This window comes from Streptomyces sp. NPDC107654 (assembly GCF_055639035.1).
On the sequence record NZ_JBVKBI010000021.1, the window covers coordinates 44,650 to 62,330 of the forward strand.

18 protein-coding genes are annotated in these 17,681 nt (G+C 72.9%); 7 read left to right on the forward strand and 11 right to left on the reverse strand.

Annotated features, from left to right (window positions below):
- Window positions 1–17 precede the first annotated feature (17 nt).
- From ACZ7N4_RS29590 to ACZ7N4_RS29610, 5 genes are all read right to left on the reverse strand, one after another.
- Window positions 18–488, reverse strand: coding sequence for a hypothetical protein (locus ACZ7N4_RS29590; protein ID WP_471363872.1), 471 nt, complete (start codon window positions 486–488; stop codon window positions 18–20).
- Window positions 489–606: 118 nt separating this feature from the next.
- A complete protein-coding gene (locus ACZ7N4_RS29595; protein WP_471363875.1) occupies window positions 607–1,347 on the reverse strand; it encodes a hypothetical protein in 741 nt (246 codons plus the stop codon).
- Window positions 1,344–2,996 carry a polyprenyl synthetase family protein gene (locus ACZ7N4_RS29600; RefSeq protein ID WP_471363878.1) on the reverse strand — a complete coding sequence of 551 codons (1,653 nt, stop codon included), beginning with the start codon at window positions 2,994–2,996 and terminating at the stop codon, window positions 1,344–1,346. The genes ACZ7N4_RS29595 and ACZ7N4_RS29600 overlap by 4 nt, the downstream gene beginning before the upstream one ends.
- Window positions 2,989–4,074 (reverse strand): hypothetical protein, encoded by a 1,086-nt coding sequence (locus ACZ7N4_RS29605; RefSeq protein WP_471363881.1) that lies wholly within the window; start codon window positions 4,072–4,074, stop codon window positions 2,989–2,991. Before ACZ7N4_RS29605 ends, ACZ7N4_RS29600 begins: the two co-directional genes overlap by 8 nt.
- Before the next feature lie 169 nt (window positions 4,075–4,243).
- A complete protein-coding gene (locus tag ACZ7N4_RS29610) occupies window positions 4,244–5,926 on the reverse strand; it encodes an NHL domain-containing protein (RefSeq protein ID WP_471363884.1) in 1,683 nt (560 codons plus the stop codon).
- Between the two features lie 688 nt (window positions 5,927–6,614).
- Between ACZ7N4_RS29610 and ACZ7N4_RS29615 the strand changes: the two genes are divergently transcribed.
- The 3 genes from ACZ7N4_RS29615 to ACZ7N4_RS29625 all read left to right on the forward strand — a co-directional run bounded on the left by ACZ7N4_RS29615 (window position 6,615) and on the right by ACZ7N4_RS29625 (window position 8,773).
- Window positions 6,615–7,226 carry a hypothetical protein gene (locus tag ACZ7N4_RS29615; RefSeq protein ID WP_471363887.1) on the forward strand — a complete coding sequence of 204 codons (612 nt, stop codon included), beginning with the start codon at window positions 6,615–6,617 and terminating at the stop codon, window positions 7,224–7,226.
- A 20-nt stretch (window positions 7,227–7,246) separates the two neighbouring features.
- The gene (locus tag ACZ7N4_RS29620; protein ID WP_471363890.1) at window positions 7,247–8,113 is read left to right on the forward strand and encodes a choice-of-anchor K domain-containing protein; all 867 of its coding nucleotides are present in this window, start codon (window positions 7,247–7,249) and stop codon (window positions 8,111–8,113) included.
- Window positions 8,114–8,299: 186 nt separating this feature from the next.
- On the forward strand, window positions 8,300–8,773 hold the full coding sequence (locus ACZ7N4_RS29625) for a carboxymuconolactone decarboxylase family protein (protein WP_471363893.1): 474 nt from the start codon (window positions 8,300–8,302) through the stop codon (window positions 8,771–8,773).
- A 14-nt stretch (window positions 8,774–8,787) separates the two neighbouring features.
- On the opposite strand, the gene ACZ7N4_RS29630 is transcribed toward ACZ7N4_RS29625, so the two are convergent.
- On the reverse strand, window positions 8,788–9,213 hold the full coding sequence (locus tag ACZ7N4_RS29630) for a DUF2000 family protein (protein WP_471363896.1): 426 nt from the start codon (window positions 9,211–9,213) through the stop codon (window positions 8,788–8,790).
- A gap of 49 nt (window positions 9,214–9,262) precedes the next feature.
- Here ACZ7N4_RS29630 and ACZ7N4_RS29635 point away from each other — a divergent pair, with 49 nt between their 5' ends.
- On the forward strand, window positions 9,263–10,057 hold the full coding sequence (locus tag ACZ7N4_RS29635; RefSeq protein ID WP_471363900.1) for a helix-turn-helix domain-containing protein: 795 nt from the start codon (window positions 9,263–9,265) through the stop codon (window positions 10,055–10,057).
- 8 nt (window positions 10,058–10,065) lie between these two features.
- Here ACZ7N4_RS29635 and ACZ7N4_RS29640 read toward each other — a convergent pair whose 3' ends face one another.
- Together ACZ7N4_RS29640 and mshA are read right to left on the reverse strand one after the other, a co-directional pair.
- Window positions 10,066–10,566: a type III secretion system chaperone family protein gene (locus tag ACZ7N4_RS29640; RefSeq protein ID WP_471363903.1), complete on the reverse strand. Its 501-nt coding sequence runs from the start codon at window positions 10,564–10,566 to the stop codon at window positions 10,066–10,068.
- Window positions 10,559–11,896: a D-inositol-3-phosphate glycosyltransferase gene (gene mshA / locus ACZ7N4_RS29645; RefSeq protein ID WP_471363906.1), complete on the reverse strand. Its 1,338-nt coding sequence runs from the start codon at window positions 11,894–11,896 to the stop codon at window positions 10,559–10,561. The genes ACZ7N4_RS29640 and mshA overlap by 8 nt, the downstream gene beginning before the upstream one ends.
- 194 nt (window positions 11,897–12,090) lie before the next feature.
- Here mshA and ACZ7N4_RS29650 point away from each other — a divergent pair, with 194 nt between their 5' ends.
- The 3 genes from ACZ7N4_RS29650 to ACZ7N4_RS29660 all read left to right on the forward strand — a co-directional run bounded on the left by ACZ7N4_RS29650 (window position 12,091) and on the right by ACZ7N4_RS29660 (window position 15,806).
- A complete protein-coding gene (locus ACZ7N4_RS29650; RefSeq protein WP_471363910.1) occupies window positions 12,091–12,906 on the forward strand; it encodes a class I SAM-dependent methyltransferase in 816 nt (271 codons plus the stop codon).
- 193 nt (window positions 12,907–13,099) lie between these two features.
- Complete coding sequence (locus ACZ7N4_RS29655) at window positions 13,100–14,197, forward strand: C40 family peptidase (RefSeq protein WP_471363913.1); 1,098 nt, start codon at window positions 13,100–13,102, stop codon at window positions 14,195–14,197.
- Window positions 14,198–14,504: 307 nt separating this feature from the next.
- A complete protein-coding gene (locus tag ACZ7N4_RS29660; protein WP_471363916.1) occupies window positions 14,505–15,806 on the forward strand; it encodes a PP2C family protein-serine/threonine phosphatase in 1,302 nt (433 codons plus the stop codon).
- A gap of 58 nt (window positions 15,807–15,864) precedes the next feature.
- On the opposite strand, the gene ACZ7N4_RS29665 is transcribed toward ACZ7N4_RS29660, so the two are convergent.
- From ACZ7N4_RS29665 to ACZ7N4_RS29675, 3 genes are all read right to left on the reverse strand, one after another.
- Window positions 15,865–16,209, reverse strand: a complete 345-nt coding sequence (locus ACZ7N4_RS29665; protein WP_467930703.1) for a DUF2516 family protein — start codon at window positions 16,207–16,209, stop codon at window positions 15,865–15,867.
- 106 nt (window positions 16,210–16,315) lie between these two features.
- Window positions 16,316–16,969 carry a hypothetical protein gene (locus tag ACZ7N4_RS29670; protein ID WP_471363919.1) on the reverse strand — a complete coding sequence of 218 codons (654 nt, stop codon included), beginning with the start codon at window positions 16,967–16,969 and terminating at the stop codon, window positions 16,316–16,318.
- Window positions 16,970–17,050: 81 nt separating this feature from the next.
- Window positions 17,051–17,539 carry a helix-turn-helix domain-containing protein gene (locus ACZ7N4_RS29675; RefSeq protein WP_356159636.1) on the reverse strand — a complete coding sequence of 163 codons (489 nt, stop codon included), beginning with the start codon at window positions 17,537–17,539 and terminating at the stop codon, window positions 17,051–17,053.
- Window positions 17,540–17,681 lie beyond the last annotated feature (142 nt).

Below are 17,681 nucleotides of genomic sequence, written 5' to 3' on the forward strand. Positions count from 1 at the left end.
TCGGCGCGGCGCGGGTGTCAGTCCTCGTCGGGGTCGAGGACACGGCCCTTGAGCTTGATCGGATTGGCGGCGCCCACCTTCAGCTGGCCGTCGGTGTAGCGTCCCGGGGTCGCGCCGTCGACGGCGGTGACCTGGGCGCCGTAGCCGAGGCACTCCTGGTTGGTGGACAGGTACGGGTTGTGGGTGAACGTCAGGGTGCGGCCGCCGTCGCCGAGGGTGCCCTGGGTGGTCTCCAGGTTGCCCTTCGCCTGCAGCGTGTTGACGTCGTGGTAGGCCCAGGAGAGCCAGCCGGTGAACACGAAGCCGGTGGGTGCCTTCAGGGTGAAGGTGATGTCTCCGGGGTTCACCGGGTCGGGGACGGTGCTGAGGATGCCGAAGCTGAGGTGGGCCGGGACCCCGCCCGGGGCGTCCTCGACGATGCCCTGCTGAAGGATGTAGAGCTTGTTCTCGGAACCCGGCTGGACGGGAGCCTGAGTCTGCGTGGCCATGGTTGTCCCTTCTGAGGATGGGTGTGTCCGCGGGAGCGGATCCGCCGGTGGCGGGCTTGGGGACGGGTCCCGCTCGCTCCTGGAGCGCCGGAAGCGGAGCGGGGACACGCGTCGCGGGCTAGACGGACGTCGCGGAGTCGGCCGGCGGTGCGTGGTCGGCCAGGAGCGGGCCGAGGACGGACAGGGTGCCGAGGGCGATGTCCTCGTAGAGGTAGAAGCCCGCCTCCAGCGGGGGCAGTCGGGCTTCGGGGTCCTCCGGGGCGGGGGTGTCGTTCTCTGTTCCGGCTCCGGGGGTGCGGGTGTCGTTCTCGGTGCCGGCCTCCGGGGTGCGGGGGGCGTCCTCGGTCGCGGGCCGGGGCGTGGGTGTGCCGAGCAGGTCGGTGAGGTCCTGTGCGGCGCCCAGGAGAGTGCTGCGGGCGGTGGTGGTCAGCAGGCGCAGCGGGAGGTCGAGAGCGCCGGCCGTGCGCTGGCCGGGGACCAGTTTCGTCGCCGCGGGGGCCTCCGCGCCGGCGGCGGCGAGCAACTGCACGGGGAGCGTGCAGGCGGAGACGATCCGCTCGGTGGGCATCAGGGGCGGGGGGTCGCCGTCGACCATGAGGTCCTCCCACTCCATCAGGTCGAAGAGGAACTGGCCGCCCTTGTAGAGGGGCCAGGGCCGGACGGTGTCGAGCAGGAGGCGGGCGCGTTCGGGGGTGTGGTGGCGCAGGGCCACGCCGTGCCTGGCCAGGGTGCACAGGCACTGGCGCAGGCTGTCGTTGAGGTGGCCGAGGAAGGCGAAGGCCCGGTGGTCGGTGGGGGTCAGCGGGCCGGGGGCGGGGGCGTCGGCCGGCGGGGGCGGGGGCGTCGTGGTGGTGGTCACAGGGGCCTCGAGGTGACGTAGTGGGCGATCTGCCGCAGGACGGCTTTGCCTTCGTTCTCGGGGACGAGCCGGAGGTCTTCTTCGAAGCGGGCGATGCCTTCGGCGGCGAGCCGGTCGGCGAGGTCGGTGGCGTACTCGATGGAGCCGTGCCGGCGCATGGCGGCGAGGAGTTCCTCGGCGTGCTGCTGGGTCTTGTCGGTACGGCGCTGTCGCAGGATGTCGAAGAGGCGCGGCCGCTCGTACGCCCGCGCGGTGCGGAAGAGGTGGATCAGCATCACCGTGCGCTTGCCTTCGAGCAGGTCGCCGAGGGGCTCCTTGCCGTACAGGGCCTCCTCGCCGACCAGGTTCAGGATGTCGTCCTGGATCTGGAAGGCGATGCCGATCATCCGGAACGCCTCGTCGAAGCGGCCCAGCACCTCCGGGTCGGTGACGCCGGCGCAGACGGCACCGATGCGGCACGGGCTGATGCAGGTGTACCAGCCGGTCTTCTTGGTGCTCATCGTGAAGTAGGCGTCGTCGGCCTCGGGGACGACCTCGTGGCGGATCCAGCCCAGTTCCATGGCCTGGCCCTCGATGGACTCCCGGCACATGTGCACCGCCTCGTGGATGAGGCCGAGGGTGCGGACCAGGCCGAGCGTCTCCAGGTTGGACAGGACGGCGTCGACGGCGAGCAGGTTCAGCCCGTCGCCGACGTTGACGGCCAGGCCCAGGCCGTGTTCCTCGTGCATGGTCGGCAGGCCGCGCCGGTGCGTGGACTCGTCGGCGATGTCGTCGTGGACGAGGAAACCGTTGTGGAACAGTTCCAGTGCGGCGGCGGCGCGTACGGCGTCGTCGGGGCGCCCGCCGAACGCGGCACAGGCTGCGATGGTCAGGGTGGGCCGCAGGCCCTTGCCCTGGCGGGCGGGGTAGGAGCGCATGAGGTCGTACAGCTCGGCACGCGGTTCGCGGTCCGGCAGCAGCCGTTCGATCTCCTCGTTGGTGCGGGCCCGGCACCGGCGCATGGTCTCCATGAGGTCCGCGTCCTGGACGATGTCCTCCAGCGACCAGTCGGTGCTGGTGCGGCCGTCCCACAGCAGGCGCGGTGCCCTGATGGTGGTGTCGCCGATCAGCGCGGGCGACGCGGGAGCGTCCTCGGGGGAGCGCCGCGCGAGGAAGTCCAGCGCCGTCCAGTCGACCGGGTCGGCGGCCGGTCCGCGGACGGCGGGTGCCGCGCTGCCCCACAGCCGGGGGGCCTGTTCGCGGTAGGCCCCCCACAGTTCCTGCATGCTGCGCAGGCCCGCCGCGCGCTGGGACAGCAGGGTGAAGGCCCGCCACACGGCGAGGGCGTCGTCGCGGGAGCCGCGGACGTCGAGGCTGTCGGGCAGGACCTGGTCGACAGGCCGGCGCTGGAGGTCGAACAGCAGGTTCATGGCCCGGTCGTCGAAGGCCACCTCGACGTCGGGGTCCGGGCAGCGGTCCCGGTCCACCACGATGCGGCTGTGCCGCGCGGTGAGCGTGGCGTGGCTGCCGTCGTTGAAGTGCAGGCCCAGCCGGATGCCGCGCAGTTGGCCGGCCGCGGCGGCGAGGACCGCCGGCGCCCGGTCGGACAGGGCGGTGACGGTCTCGTCCAGCAGTCGCGCGCCGGTGAACGCGGGGGCGGTCTCAGTCACGGGCACCCCCCGCGAACTCCACGATGCCTCCGGTGCGGAAGCCGATGCGGCGTCCGCCGATCCGGCCCTCCACGGTGCAGGGGCCGAGGGTCTCGTGCACGCTGAACGGGTGCAGGCTCGTCTCCGACGGGTTGGCGATCCGGCCCGCCGTGTGCGAGTGGAAGTCGAGGACGAGCCGGTCGTCGCCGAGCCGGGCGGTGATCAGCAGGCGGCCGGGCACCGCGGCCATCGGCGGGGTGCCCAGCACGCCCGCCAGCGGCGGCACCATCACCACCCGGTCGCGGTCCAGGATGCCGCTCACCGCCACGCGCAGGTTGCGCCGGGGAAAGTGGCGGACCATGCGCCCGTCGCGCCACAGCATCACCGATCCGTTGGCCGCGTCCGCCGGGTACGCGGGCTGGATCAGGGTGAAGACCACCGCCGCGGGCGGTGCCGTACCGGGCGGCCCCGACGGGTCGTTGACGAACCCGAACACCCAGCCGCCGAGCGTGGGCCAGGACCACCGGCCGCGCACCCGCTCGTGGTAGCCCAGGAGGTCCGTCTCGGTGGCGGTGCCGTCGCCGTGGAGCAGGGTGCCGGTGCCCAGCACGCCGGGCTCCGACTGCCAGCGCAGGTGCTCGTCGTCCCCGAACGGGGCGCACTGGGAGGTACAGGGCCTGCTGGTGCGGGTCAGCCGTACGTCGACCGCCGGCGCCGCCGACCGGGCCGCCACCCGGAACCCGCCGGGCTCCCCGTGCGGGTTCGGTAACCGGAAGGCCGACCAGGGCAGTTCGGGCTGTTCGGCGTTGAACTGCGTCGCACTCCAGCCGTGTTCCTCCGCGTAGAGGAGCAGGATCGCCATGTGCTGTCCCTCGGCCGCCGTGCCGGTACCGCTGCGGCGCCCGGTGGCCGGGGCACCCGGATGCGCGAAGACCGGGCCGGTGGAGGATCCGAGGACGGACAGGTTCGCGATCAGCGCCTGCCGGCCGCACCGGGACAGGAACGCGTAGTGCAGCCACTTGCGGTCGAGCGGATGGGCGAGCGGGGCATGCGGGAAGGGGCCCGGCGGGCCGAGCCTGGGAAGGGCGGGCGTGGACACGTTTCGAACGCTAACCCAACGTTATGCATCGATGGCAAGGCGTGAGCAGCGGGAGGGTGACCTGGGAGCACAGAAACGATTACCTCCGCACAACGGGTTTGAGAACGCAAAGAGCCGCCCACAGCGGGCGGTTCGCCACAGGCGGCTCGGGGGCCGGTACGCGCCCTCGTCAGTCCTCGTCGTCCCCCAGGACACTCGCCTTGAGGCGCGCCTCGGGCCCGCCCGCGATCACCGCGCGCCCGTCGGTGTACCGGCCCGGCTCGGCGTCGCTCAGGGCCCGGACGCCGAGCGTGTAGACCAGAGCCGCCGCCGGGTGGCCGGGGGTGTTCAGGCGGGGCTCGTCCACGACGGCCAGCGACCTGCCGTCGTCCCCGACCGTCGCCGACGGGGACCCGCCGGGGAGCACCGTGCGGTCCACGCGGTAGTACGCGCAGGTCACCCGGCCGTCGAAGACGAACCCCGTCGGAGCCGTGAAGTGGTGTTCCACCCGTCCGGGGTCCCAGGGGTCGGTGGAGGAGACCCGCACGTGCAGCAGTTCGCCGCCGCCCCGGGGGACTTCCAGGCCGACTTCCTGGTGGACGAGCAGGCGGGCGGGCGTGGGGGTGGGGACGGGGTCGGGGGCAGGTCCCACCTCCGACCCGGACTCCGACTCCCGCTCTCCCTCCGACTCCCGCTCTCCCTCCGACTCCCGCTCTCCCTCCGACTCCCGCTCGTCCTCCCGTACCGGCTCGGTGGCCTGCGAGGAGGACGTGGTCAGCGGTACGGCCGCGATCCGGTGGTTCGAGTTGTCCGCCACGAGCAGGCGCCCGGCCGGGTCCACGGCGAGGCCGCACGGGTAACGCAGCGTGGTGTGTACGACGGCACCGGCCGCCTCGGCGGGCTCACCGGCCGTCGGATCCGGTTGCCCCGCGACGACCCGGGCCGCTCCGTCCGCCAGCCGCCACACCCGGTGTCCGGTCTGGTCGGCGACGTAGAGCGCGCCCTCGCCGTCGATCGCCACCGCGCACGGTGCGCCCCAGTCGACCGCCGTGGCGCCGGTGGTCCCGACCGGCGGTGCCGCCAGGACCCGAAGTGCCCCGTCCGGGCCGAGCAGCAGGAGCCTCCGGCCCACCGGGTCGGCGATGTACAGCCGGCCGGCCGGGTCGACCGCCAGGCCGGCGGGCAGGAACGCCTCGCCCGCGTCGGCCGCCTCGGAGCCACTTGAGCCACCCGGGCTTCCGGACCGACCGGAGGCCGCGACCACCGTGCTGATGACACCGCCGCCGTCGATCCTGCGCACCCGGGGAGTGCCCGCTTCCCCGACGTACAGCGTCCCGGCGCCGTCGACGGCCAGGGCGCAAGGGGCGTCCAGCCGGGCGCGGGCGGCCGGACCGCCGTCACCGTCCCCTGCCCCCGCGCCTGAGCCCTCGCCTCCGTCCGCCTCTCCACCGCGCGAGCCGTCTCCCGCGACGGTGTCGATGACGCCCGAGGGGTCGATCCGGCGGATCCGGTGGTTCATCTCGTCGGCGACGAACACGCCTCCGTCCGGCGCGACGGCGAGCGCGGACGGGAAGCCGAGGCGGGCGCGCACCGCGTCGCCTCCGTCCCCGGCGAAGCCCCGCAGCCCGTCCCCGGCGATCGTCGTCAGGGTGCCGGTGCCGTCGATCCGGCGGACCCGGTGGTTCGCGTGGTCGGCGACGAGGACCGCGCCGCCTGCCACGGCCACGTCCGCGGGAAAGGCCAGCTGCCCGTCCGGCGCGGGTCCGCCGTCCCCGGAGAATCCGGGCGTGCCGTCGCCCGCCACGGTGACCGGCGCGCCGCCCGTGTCCGGCGCATCCGGCGTGCGCCGCCGCTCCGCGGCCCCGGCCGTCACGCCGCCGCCTCCCGGCACGAGCGCGGCCGGGCCCCGATGGCGCCCGGCACCTCCCCTGTCCACGGCCTCGTCTCCCGCATCACCGTCTCCTTCCGTGCTGTCGTCGGCATTGCTCCTGCATACCGGCCGGACGGGCACCGCAGGAGCAGCCACCGCACTCTCCACCCGCACGGAGGAGGAGCCGGGAGGAAGCCGGGAGGAAGCCGGAAGGACGCGGTGCCGGAGGGCCGGGGCCGGGCGGTGGACGGCGATCCAGGCGCGGCCCGCAGAACCGGAAGGAGCCGGGATCAAGCGACGTACGCGGGGCGGCAACGGCCCCGGTGTCTTCGGCAGGACACCGGCTGGTGCGCTCCCCCCGCTCTTTCCGCCCCCCTCCGTCCCCCTGCGCCACTCCCTGCCTCAACTGCACTCGAACAAGTGATGCGGAATCGATTCGGCATTCCAAACGGGGGAACGCCTGCATAGCTCCGGCGGGTCCTGGCTAACGATGGAGCCGGATGAAGGTCCGGTGCGTGCCGCGGCAGGCACGCGACGCCCCGCTCGCGGCCGTGGACGGCGTCCTGCGTTCCGCCTCCCGGACGCAGCCCCCATGACCTGCTCGCTTCCTGCGGGCCGGGGTGAGCCGCACCGGGGCATCTCTTCTCTTTTCCGTCCCACGCCTCGACCACAGCCCCAGGAGGACCCGGAGATGAGCACCGACGTGCAGACCAAGAAGGAAGCCTACAAACGGGGGGAGGACCAGGGCCGCGCCGACGCACTCGCCGGCAAGCCCTACGCCGACCCGCCGCGCGACGGCACCCGCGGTGAGAAGGACCAGTACGCGAACGGGTACGACTGGGGTTACGAACAGGGCCGGGCCCAGAAGCTGGACCTCGTGGTGTGGCAGGAGGGCGGAGTCGAGGACGCTCCCGGGGGCCTCGGCACCACCATCAACATCTGCGTCCGCACGCCGAACTGGAGCGAGACGGTCGACGCCGGCGAACGCGAGCACGTGTTCACCGCTCCCACCGGGTTCCGCTGGAACGGGACGGTGGGTGCCCAGTACAAGCGGATCGACCAGACCACGGGCGGCGGCCTGCCCCCCGTACACCCCGAGGTCAGTGCCGACGGGCGCACCCTGACCTTCACCTACCACGTGCACCTGAACACCGGCAGCGACGACAAGGACTGCATCGTCTACACCTGCGGTCTCGAAGCCGTCGACGGAGCCGCGCCCGGCCGCCGTACCGACGGCATCGCCCAGATCGGCACCGCGCCGCCGGCCAAGCTCAAGGCCGAGGTCATCGAGGACGAGGACTGAGAGAGCGGGATCCAGACACCATGACCACCGTCGTCACCTCCGGCGTCTTCACGTCCACCACCCCGCCCATCTCGCCGGTCAACGGCGTGGGCACCGACTACATCCAGTGGGGCAGCGCCGGCAGCCAGAGCGGGTACCAGTTCCGCGGTGCCGCCGCGGACGTCCAGCTCGACGGCACCGAGTTCGTCATCGGTACCTTCGTGCACCGCAACAAGCCCACGAACGTCAGCCCGAGCCAGTTCGACGTCCAGCTGACCGTCAACGTCATGTTCGAGGACGGCAGTACGACCGACCTCGGCTTCAGTTTCCACCACAACGAGACGCCCAACACCACCGGTACCAGCCCCGCGGACGACGACCTGGTCGACCTGCAGACCTTCGTCCACCCGCAGCCCGTCACGGTCGACGGAAAGCAGTACCGGGCGGTGCTGAGCGGGTTCAAGCGCAGCGGCCAGATCGTCCGGCAGTTCCGCAGCCCGGAGGGCGGCATCAACTTCGCCGAAGTCGTGTGCATGTTCACGCTCGAAGAGCCCGACGTGATCATCTCCGGCCTCCACTACCGGGGCACGGCCGCCGGCCAGGCGGACGAGTACGTCGAGATCCTCAACCAGGGCGGCGGACCCCAGGACCTGACCGGCTGGAAGGTGGAGGCCAAGCCCACCGGGCGCTCCTTCCCCTTCCCGCCGGGAACGGTCATCCAGCCCGGCCAGCGCTACCGCGTCTACACCAACGAGAACCACCCGGAGTACGGCGGCTTCACCTTCGGCTCCTCCGGCGAGGTCTGGCGGGACCAGGGCGGCATCGCCCGCCTCGTCGCCGACGACGGCTTCGTCGTCGCCCAGTCCCCCTACCTGGACAAGGGGTTCAACCAGTCCGGCACGCCCTGACCGGGATCCACCGGCCCGTGACAGGTGAAAGGTGACAGGTGAGCCCGGAGTGCGGCTCACCTGTCACTGCCGATGCCCACCCTCCCGGCCGGCCGGTGTGACCCACACCACGTCCGCCCGTGTCACATCCGCGCGCTCCCCACCGTCATCGAGGTGCAAGCAACCGCAACGACCCGGGAGCACATCATGGAAGCTCGGCTCAACCTCCTCGCCAACCCGTTCGCCGGGAAGCTGTTCAAGCACTTCAACGCCGCGGGGAAGGTGATCGCGGAGTCGGCGCTGCCCGCCGCCACACAGGAGCTGGTGAAGATCCGGGCCAGCCAGATCAACGGGTGCGGGTTCTGCACCGACATGCACACCAAGGACGCCCTGGACGCCGGGGAGACGCAGACCCGGCTGAACATGGTCGCCGTCTGGCGCGAGGCGACCGTGTTCAGTGACGCCGAGCGGGCCGCGCTGGAGCTGGCGGAGGAGGGGACGCGGATCGCGGACGCGGCCGGCGGGGTTCCGGACGAGGTGTGGGCGAACGCCGTCAAGCACTACGACGAGGACCAGCTCGCCGCGCTGGTCGCCCTCATCGCCCTGATCAACGCCTACAACCGGGCGAACGTGATCGTCCGCCAGCCGGCCGGCGACTACGTGCCCGGGATGTTCGGCTGAGGGACGACCGCGGCTCACGGATGCATCCGGGCGCCCTTGAGGGTCTTGTCGACGGCGTTCCGGGGGCCGTGGACCGCCAGGCCCACCAGGTCCAGGTCGGCCGTCGGGACGGCGCGCACCGCCGCGCGGTTGTCGCGGTCGTTGCCGGTGGCGAAGAGGTCCGCCGTGAACACCGCGCGGGACAGGCCACGGCTCAGTGCCCTGCCGTGGGCGGCCCTCAGGGTCTCCTTCGTGCCCTCGAAGACCAGCACCGGCTGCCGGAACATCGGCAGGTACGCCACCCCGCCGGCGTCCTCGTACGGCTCGCCGATCACCTCAGGGACGGTCGTGCCCAGGCCGCTGACCAGGAACGCGGTGACGTTCAGACGCTGCCAGGGCTCCAGGTCCGCGCGCAGCAGGACGGCGATCTTCGTGTCGAAGCGGAGGGGTTCGCTGTTCATGGGACGAGACTGGCCGACGCCCGCCGGGCCGGTCTTGTACGTTTCTTGCATGGCCGCCGGACACGACGTCACCGCGTGGCGCCCCCGGGTCCCGGGCGTCACCGAGGTGTTCCACGCCCGCTTCACCGAGTACGCCTATCCGATGCACGTCCATGACGCCTGGACGCTGCTCATCGTGGACGACGGGGCCGTACGGTACGACCTCGACCGGCATGAGCACGGCACCCCGCACGACACCGTGTCGCTGCTGCCGCCGCACGTGCCGCACAACGGCTCCCCGGCCACGCCGGACGGATTCCGCAAGCGGGTCGTCTACCTGGACGACAGCCGGCTCGGGGAGGAGTTCATCGGGCCGGCCGTGGACTCCCCCGACCTCCCGGACCCCCTGCTGCGGCTGCGCGTCGGGCAGTTGCACTCCGCCCTGGCCCGGCCCGGCGACGAACTGGAGGCGGAGAGCAGGCTGGCCCTCGTCGCCGAGCGGCTGCGGGACCACCTGCGCGGGCGCACGCCCACCGGACGGCTCCGGGACCCGGTTCTCGCCCGCCGGCTGCGGGAGTTGCTGGACGCGCGGGTCGTCGACGGCCTGTCGCTGGAGGAGGCCGGCCGGCTGCTGCACGCCCATCCGGCGCATCTGGTGCGGGTGTTCGGCGGTGCCTACGGCATCGCCCCGCACCGGTACCTGATGTCACGCCGGGTCGGCCGGGCCCGGCGGCTGCTGCTCGACGGGCTGCCGCCGGGCGAGGTGGCCCCGGCGGCCGGTTTCTACGACCAGGCGCATCTCACCCGGCACTTCAAGAAGCTGGTCGGGGTGACGCCGGGGCGCTACCGGAGCGGGTCGCGCTGAGCCCCGGGTCAGTCCTCCGGGCGTTCGATCAGGTGCCGGAACGCCTCCAGGTTGCGCGTGGACTCCCCGCGCGAGACCCGCCAGGCGTACTCCTTGCGGATCGAGGAGGCGAAGCCCAGCTCCAGGAGGGTGTTGAAGGCGCCGTCGGCCGCCTCCAGGACCTGGCCGAGGAGGCGGTCGACGTCGTCCGGGGTGACGGAGGCGAGGGGCAGCCGGGCGGTGACGTAGACGTCGCCGAGGCGGTCGACGGCGTAACTCACGCCGTAGAGCTTGAGGTTGCGCTCCAGGAGCCAGCGGTGGACGCCGGCCTCGTTCTCGTCGGGGTGGCGGATGACGAAGGCGTTCAGCGACAGCGAGTGCCGGCCGACCAGGAGGGACACCGTGGTGGACAGCTTGCGGCTGCCGGGGAGCTTGACCACGTAGTTCCCGGGTTCGGGACTCTCCCACTCCAGTTCCGCGTCCTTGAGGACGCCCTCCAGGACCTGCCCGGCCTTCTCCACGTCACCCATGGTGGGAGCGTACGCGACGGCGGTGGGACTGGGTGGCGGCCGTGTACACGTCGGCGGTGGCGGCGGCGGCCGTGTCCCAGCCGAAGGACTGGGCGTGCCCGGCGGCGGCCGCGCCCATGCGCGCGGACAGCCCGGGGTCGTCGGCGAAACGGCGCAGCACGCGCGCGTAGTCGGCCGGGTCGTGGCCCTGGACGAGGAAGCCGGTCTCGCCGTCCCGCACCGCCACGGGCAGGCCGCCGACGGAGGCCGCGAGCACCGGGGTGCCGGTCGCCTGCGCCTCCACGGCGACCAGGCCGAACGACTCGCTGTACGACGGCATGACGAGCACGGACGCGGCCCGGAACCAGTCCGCCAGCTGCTCCTGGCCGACCGGCGGGCGGAACCGTACGACGTCCGCGACGCCCAGCCGGGCCGCGAGCTTCTGCAGCCCCTCCGGCTTGGCGAGGCCGCTGCCGCTCGGGCCGCCGACGACCGGGACGACGATGCGGGAGCGTAGTTCGGGGCGCTCGTCCAGCAGGACGGCCACGGCGCGCAGCAGGACGTCCGGCGCCTTCAGGGGCTGTATGCGGCCGGCGAAGAGCGGGATCAGCGCGTCCTGCGGAAGACCGAGGCGGGCGCGGGCGGCGGCCTGGCCGTCGGCGGTGCGGAAGCGCTCCAGGTTCACGCCGGGGTGGACGACGGCGACCTTCGCGGGGTCGGCCGCGTAGTGCCGGACCAGCTCGTCGGCCTCCTCGGCGGTGTTGGCGATCAGCCGGTCGGCGGCGGCCACGATCTGGGTCTCGCCGATGACCCGGGCGGCGGGCTCGGGGGTGTCGCCGTCGGCCAGGTTGGCGTTCTTGACCTTGGCCATGGTGTGCATGGCGTGCACGAGGGGCACGCCCCAGCGCTGGGCGGCGAGCCAGCCGACATGGCCGGAGAGCCAGTAGTGGGAGTGGACCAGGTCGTAGTGGCCGGGGCGGTGGCCGGCCCACGCCTGCATCACGCCGTGCGTGAAGGCGCACAGCTGGGCCGGGAGGTCCTCCTTGGCCAGCCCCTCGTAGGGGCCCGCGTCGACGTGCCGGACGAGGACGCCGGGGGCCAGTTCGACGGCGGGGGGCAGGCCGCCTGCCGTGGCCCGGGTGAAGATCTCCACCTCGATGTTGAGCGCGGCCAGCCGCTGGGCCAGCTCCACGATGTAGACGTTCATGCCGCCCGCGTCGCCGGTGCCGGGCTGGTGGAGCGGGGAGGTGTGCACGGAGAGCATGGCGACCCGGCGGGGCCTGCGGTACAGCCTCAGCCGCGCGCCGGCCGACGGGGAGCGTCGCCCGAGCCTGCTGACGTACTGGCTCACCTGGCGTTCCTCCTCGCTGCGGCCATGCCTGCCGGAGGACCGACCGCGCCCTCCACGGGGGTCCAACAGCAAGGGGGTGCCCGGCCATTTCCCCTTCAAGCGGCTTTGCCGAATCATTACCATATATCGGTCAACCGTTCGAACGCGGCAGGCGTCGACGGAGCGCGCCCCCGGACCCGCTTACCCTCGTACGCATGACAGCCCGCGCCACGACCCGCCGGCCCGTGGGAACGGTGACGCGCGGGACGACCAACCCCAACCGGCTCCGCCGCATGGACCGCTGGATCGCGGCCGTGCACGGCGCCGAGCTGCGGCGCGCGGGCGATCCGGTGGCCGTCGACCTGGGCTACGGGGCCGCGCCCTGGACCGCCGTCGAGCTGCTCACCCGGCTCCGCGCGGCGGCACCCCGCGCGCGCGTGGTCGGCGTCGAGATCGAACCGGAGCGGGTCGCGGGAGCCCGGCCGTACGAGCGGGAGGGGCTCACCTTCCGGCACGGCGGCTTCGAGGTGCCGGTCCCCGGGCGCCCGCTGCTGATCCGCGCGGCGAACGTCCTGCGCCAGTACGACGAGGCGGAGGTCGCCGCCGTGTGGCGGCAGCTGTGCGCGCGGCTCGCTCCGGCGGGCGGCGGCTCGCGCGGCGGGCTGCTGGTCGAGGGGACCTGCGACGAGATCGGGCGGCGGCACGTGTGGGTGGCGCTGGGTCCCGAGGGCCCGCGCACGGTCACCTTCGCCACCCGGCTCGGTTCCCTGGACCGCCCCTCCGACCTGGCCGAACGCCTGCCGAAGGCACTGATCCACCGCAACGTCCCGGGCGAGCCGGTGCACGCCTTCCTCCGCGACTTCGACCGCGCCTGGGCCGCCGCCGCGCCGTACGCCTCCTACGGCGCCCGGCAGCGCTGGATGCGCGCCGTACGGGACCTGCGGTCCGACTGGCCGGTGACGGACTCCCCGGCCCGCTGGCGGCAGGGTGAAGTGACCGTGGCGTGGGCGGCGTTGAAGCCCCGGGGCTGATCACCCGTTCGAGGGAACGGAGTACGGAACGATCCTCGTGCGCCGTTCGTCACACCGGCGAGGAGATCGTCGTATCCGATGGTGAGCGGGGCATTCCGGCTTCCGACGACCTCTGTCGCTTTGCACGCGGCCGTGGCACGATCCCTCAGGCGACCGTAAGTTACTGACGGTAAATCAGTTTGGGGGAAGAGGTATGCGTTCGGGCAAGCGTGGCCTGCTCACGGCCGCTCTGACCGTGCTCTGCGCGGTGACCGTCCTGTCGGCGCCCGGCACGGCGTTCGCGGCCCCCCACCCCGTTCCCGGCCCGACCACGACTCCCGGCCCGACCACGACCTCCGGCCCGACTCCCGCGCCCCGCAAGGACCTTGAGGAGGTCCGCAGGAAACTCGACGCGCTCTACCACGACGCGGCCGTGGCCACCGACGCCTACAACGCGGCCGAGGAGAAGGCCAGGAAGCAGTCCGCCGAGATCGTGGCGCTGGCGAAGAAGATCGTCGAGGGACGGCGGAAGCTGGAGAGGCTCAAGGACCAGGCGGGCGCCGCCGCCCGCGACCAGTACCGCACCGGCGGGCTGTCCGCCACCGCCCAGTTCCTGCTCAGCGACGACCCGGGGCAGTTCCTGGACGGCGCCGGACGGGTGCTCCAGGGCCAGCAGGCGGCGAAGAAGCTGATGGCGGAGAAGACCCGCACCCAGGAGGAGTTGCAGGAGTACGCGGAGGACGCCTCCGCCCGCTGGAAGAAGCTGGAGGAGGGCCGCAAGGCGAAGGCCGCCGCCAAGAAGAAGATCGAGAAGCAGATCGACGCGGCCGAGAAGCTCCAGTCCCGGCTGGAGAAGAAGGAGAAGGAGCGGCTCGCCCGGCTGGAGCGGGAGGCCGCGGACAGGGCGCAGACCGCCTGGCTCGACACCGGTGTCCTCAAGGACGTCCACGGCACGGCCTCCGCGCAGGGCGAGAAGGCCGTGAAGTACGCCACCCAGCAGCTCGGCAAGCCGTACGTGTGGGGCGCCGAGGGGCCGGACTCCTTCGACTGTTCCGGCCTGACCTCCCAGGCCTGGGCGTCGGCCGGCCACCCCGTCCCGCGCACCTCGCAGGAGCAGTGGAGGCAGCTGAAGCACGTCGACGTGAAGGACATGCGCCCCGGCGACCTCGTCATCTACTTCGACGACGCCAGCCATGTCGCGATGTACATCGGCGACGGCGCGATCATCCACGCCCCGCGCCCCGGCCGCACGGTGACGATCGCGGGCGCCGGTTCGATGCCGATCCTCGGGGTCGTCCGACCGGACGCGTGAGGCGCCTTACGGGGATCTCCGCGGCCCGCCCGCACGGCTCGTGCGGCCTGGTGACGTGGCTCATGTGACCGACCGCACGGCCAACCCCCGCCCAAACCGGGGCAGGACGTGAGCTTCGTCATCACGCCGGGGCGGGCGTCGTGTCCAACTGCGGTACGGAACGCGGCATATGACAGCGGCGGGCGCCGGAGCGACGCGGCTCACACCATTCCATCGGGGTGGCCCGAGCCGCTATGGTCCCGGTCGGTGGGTCGAGACCCCTCGACGCCGCCCCGTGCCCTCGGGGGGAGGGAAGGAACCCAGGACCATGCCCGTACCCGTACCGCGGCAGAGAGCGATCCCGGCCGTGGAGAGTGGTCAGGCGCAGGCCGCCCGCACCGTGGGCGGCCCCCTCAAGGAAGAGGCCCACCGCGACGCCACGGCCGTGAACGGCAGCGGCGCCACTCTCACCCTGCTGCTGATCGAGGACGATCCGGCCGGCTCGCCGATCGTGCCCGACCTGCTGGACTCCGCCGGCAAGCCGATCCGCGTCCGCACCGCCCGCAACCTCACCGAGGCCGAGCGGCTGCTCACCGACGACGTCCACTGCATCCTGCTGGACCTGGCGCTCCCCGCGCCGGGCGGCACCGACACCGACGACGAGCTGGCCGTGCTGCGGCACGTCCTCCGGCTCGCGCCCCGGCACGCCGTGCTCGCGCTGACCGCCTCCGGCGACGCCGAGCGCGGTGCCGAGGCCGTGCGCGTGGGCGCGCAGGACTACCTCTTCCGGGACGAGCTGGACGGCCGGCTGCTCAGCCGTGCCATCCGGTACGCGGTGGAGCGCAAGCGGTCCGACACGGCCGAGCGGCGACTCGCCGAGGGCCGGCTGCGCGCGCAGGAGAACCGCCGCCTGGAGCGCGGCCTGCTGCCCACCCCGCTGCTGGAGGGCTCCCAGCTGCGCTTCGCCGCGCGCTACCGCCCCGGCCGGTCCCGGGCGCTGCTCGGCGGCGACTTCTACGACGCCGTCCGCACCCCCGACGGCACCGTGCACGCCATGATCGGCGACGTCTGCGGGCACGGCCCGGACGAGGCCGCGCTCGGCGTGGAGCTGCGCATCGCCTGGCGGGCGCTGACCCTGGCCGGGCTGTGCGGGGACGAGCTGCTGAACACCCTGCAGCAGGTGCTGGAGCACGAGCGTGCCGACGAGGAGATCTTCGCGACGCTGTGCACGGTGGACATCGCTCCCGACGGCCGCCGGGCGGGCCTGTGCCTGGCCGGCCACCCGGCCCCGCTGATCGCCCGCCCCGGCCGCCCCGCGCGGCTGCTGCCCTACGACAACAACGGCCCCGCCCTCGGCCTGCTGCCCGGCGCCCGCTGGCCGCGGATGCAGGTGGAGCTGGGTGCCGAGTGGAGCCTGATGCTCTACACCGACGGCCTGATCGAGGGGCGGGTCGGCGAGGACGGCGAGCGCCTCGGCCAGGACGGCATGGTGGAGCTGGTCCGCCGGCAGCTCTCCGAGGGGCTGCGGGGCGAGGAACTGCTGCGGGCCGCGGTCCACGAGGTGCGCGAGCTGAACGGCGGCGAGCTGACGGACGACGTCGCGGTGGTCCTGCTGGACCGGGCGCCGTAGCGGGCTCCGCCGTCCCGCGACCCGCTCACGGGACGCTCGCCCCGCTCACGGGGTGCGCTCAGCGGCCGCCGTTGTACGGTCCGTACGGGCCGTCGCTGCTGCTGCCCCGCCTCCGCCCCCACCCGCGGCCGCCGCCGACCCGCTGGAGGGCGGGGCGCACGTCCACGAGGTACACGATGCTCGCGACGGCGCCGGCGATGGGCAGGATGGACAGGATCGAGAACAGGTAGCTGACCACGAGCGCGATGCCGAGGATGATCAGCCAGAAGACCTTGTTCTGCTTGTCGGCCGCGCGGAAGGCGTCCTCGCGCCGGAACGCGGCGTCGAACAACCCGAACGCGGAGATGGCCATCAGAATGATCTTCAGGATGCCCATGAACCCCGCGAAGCCCAACATCAGCATGCTGCCCACCGCCCGTTGATCGCCCGAACCTGCTACGCCGCCACCGTACCCATAGAACGGGCCGGGCACCCCGAAGGTGCCCGGCCCGGACCCGTCCCGCCCATGGTCACTGGGCCGGCGGCGCCGTCTTCTTCGTGGTGGTGGCCTTGCGGGCGGCCGGGGTCTTCTTCGCCGCGGGCTTCTTGTCCTCGGCGGCCGCGGCCTGGGCCTCGGCCGGCTCGGGCTTGACCTGGACCGGCTCGGGCTTGACCTGGACCGGCTCGGGCTTGACCTGGACCGGCTCGGGCTTGGTGTCGGCCGGCTCGGGCTTGCCCTCGACGACGATGGCCAGCTCCTCGATCTCCTCGGCGGCCTCGCCGCGCCAGGTCTTCACGGCCTGTTCGCCGTGCTCGGCGACCCGCTCGTAGGTCTCGCGGGCCTTGACCGCGTACTCGGCGGCGACGCCGACACCGCGCAGGGCGAGGTCCTGGGCGGTCTCGCCGAGCTTCTTGAGGTCGACGTCGAGGGTTCCGATGAACTCGGTGACCTTGGTCTGCAGGGTCTCCTGCGCCTCCTTGGCGCGGGCGGCGGCCTTCTCCTGCACGGCCTTCGGGTCGGTGTTGCGCACGGCCTCGATACGGGCCGGGGCCTCGGCACGCAGCTGCTCGACCAGGCCCGGCACCTTCTTGGCCTGCTGGAGCGCCAGGTCGGCGGTGCCGGCGGCGAAGTAGAGCGGGGTCGGGTCGCTGAGGGTCTTGCGCAGGTCGTCGGTGATGGCCATGGTGAGGGTCCTCCCGGATCGGATTCGCGTTCGGCTGGGTCGGTGTGGTCCGCGGCGGGCGTCCGGTGCCCTGATCCGGCGTCAGCCGGCCGTCCGCCGCGGGCCGGCGTCCGTGTCACTTCCGGTGGCATCGCCCGCGCCGGCCGTGCGGCTGCCGCCACCGGTCCCCTGGTCCACACTCCCGTGCCCCGGCCCGTCGTCCTCGGCAGGCTCGCCGGTCCCGAATCCGTTCTCCTTGCGGAAGGACTCGTAGATCTGGAGCAGCACCTGCTTCTGCCGCTCGTTGAGCGTGGGGTCGGCGAGGATGACGGCGCGCGTCTCCACCTCGTCCCGGCCCCGCTCCGCGTCGAGGATGCCGGCGCGGACGTACAGGGTCTCGGCGGAGATGCGCAGGGCCTTGGCGACCTGCTGGAGCACCTCCGCGCTGGGCTTGCGCAGCCCGCGCTCGATCTGGCTGAGGTAGGGATTGGACACCCCGGCGGCGTCGGCGAGCTGCCGCAGCGACAGCTGGGCGTTGCGCCGCTGCTCGCGCAGGTACTCACCGAGATTGCCGACGTTCAGCGATGCCATGCCTCCACCATGCACCACCTTCGCTAACAATTGCAAGCATCCTGCTTGCAAGAGTGTGTCCCGGGTTCCGAGACGACGAGGGACGACGAGGAACGAGGATGAGGCGGGACGACGAGGGTCAGGAATGGAGAAGCCGTCGGGG

Bases quoted from the DNA above. Each gene is read 5' to 3' on its own strand.
- ACZ7N4_RS29655 (WP_471363913.1), top strand. From the start codon at position 13,100: ATGCGTTCGGGCAAGCGTGGCCTGCTCACGGCCGCTCTGACCGTGCTC.
- ACZ7N4_RS29635 (WP_471363900.1), top strand. From the start codon at position 9,263: ATGGCCGCCGGACACGACGTCACCGCGTGGCGCCCCCGGGTCCCGGGC.
- ACZ7N4_RS29590 (WP_471363872.1), bottom strand. From the start codon at position 488: ATGGCCACGCAGACTCAGGCTCCCGTCCAGCCGGGTTCCGAGAACAAG.
- ACZ7N4_RS29615 (WP_471363887.1), top strand. From the start codon at position 6,615: ATGAGCACCGACGTGCAGACCAAGAAGGAAGCCTACAAACGGGGGGAG.
- ACZ7N4_RS29620 (WP_471363890.1), top strand. From the start codon at position 7,247: ATGACCACCGTCGTCACCTCCGGCGTCTTCACGTCCACCACCCCGCCC.
- ACZ7N4_RS29630 (WP_471363896.1), bottom strand. From the start codon at position 9,213: ATGAACAGCGAACCCCTCCGCTTCGACACGAAGATCGCCGTCCTGCTG.
- ACZ7N4_RS29665 (WP_467930703.1), bottom strand. From the start codon at position 16,209: ATGCTGATGTTGGGCTTCGCGGGGTTCATGGGCATCCTGAAGATCATT.
- ACZ7N4_RS29650 (WP_471363910.1), top strand. From the start codon at position 12,091: ATGACAGCCCGCGCCACGACCCGCCGGCCCGTGGGAACGGTGACGCGC.
- ACZ7N4_RS29660 (WP_471363916.1), top strand. From the start codon at position 14,505: ATGCCCGTACCCGTACCGCGGCAGAGAGCGATCCCGGCCGTGGAGAGT.
- ACZ7N4_RS29640 (WP_471363903.1), bottom strand. From the start codon at position 10,566: ATGGGTGACGTGGAGAAGGCCGGGCAGGTCCTGGAGGGCGTCCTCAAG.
- ACZ7N4_RS29675 (WP_356159636.1), bottom strand. From the start codon at position 17,539: ATGGCATCGCTGAACGTCGGCAATCTCGGTGAGTACCTGCGCGAGCAG.
- ACZ7N4_RS29625 (WP_471363893.1), top strand. From the start codon at position 8,300: ATGGAAGCTCGGCTCAACCTCCTCGCCAACCCGTTCGCCGGGAAGCTG.
- ACZ7N4_RS29670 (WP_471363919.1), bottom strand. From the start codon at position 16,969: ATGGCCATCACCGACGACCTGCGCAAGACCCTCAGCGACCCGACCCCG.